Origin of the sequence: Salmonella sp. SAL4457, assembly GCF_046548235.1 — a bacterium.
In the GTDB taxonomy this organism is placed as follows: domain Bacteria; phylum Pseudomonadota; class Gammaproteobacteria; order Enterobacterales; family Enterobacteriaceae; genus Salmonella; species Salmonella enterica.
In genome coordinates this window covers 1-241 of record NZ_JBGDZO010001205.1, presented here as the reverse complement: position 1 = coordinate 241, position 241 = coordinate 1, and the positions used below count along the sequence as shown (strand labels likewise).

Sequence of the window (241 nt, the reverse complement as noted above, 5' to 3'; positions counted from 1 at the left end):
CGCTACGCCAGCCTCATCCATGACGGCGAGGGCGGCGACCAGCGCCCGGCGGCGCCGCAGGGCCTGCGTCTGCTGGAGCGCGGCGAGACCAGCCTGGTGCTGGCCTGGAACGCCTCCAGCGGGCAGCGTCCGATCGATTACTACAGCCTCTATCGCGACGGCGCCATGGTTGGCCCGAGCGCCGCGCTGGGTTCCACCGACAGCGGCCTGACGGCGGACCCCCGCTACAGCTATTTCGTCA

At 71.4% G+C, this 241-nt stretch carries 1 pseudogene; it reads left to right on the top strand.

Annotated elements, in window-relative coordinates:
- Window positions 1-241 (top strand): annotated as a pseudogene (locus ACLJNW_RS28015) (chitinase); the annotation flags it as partial.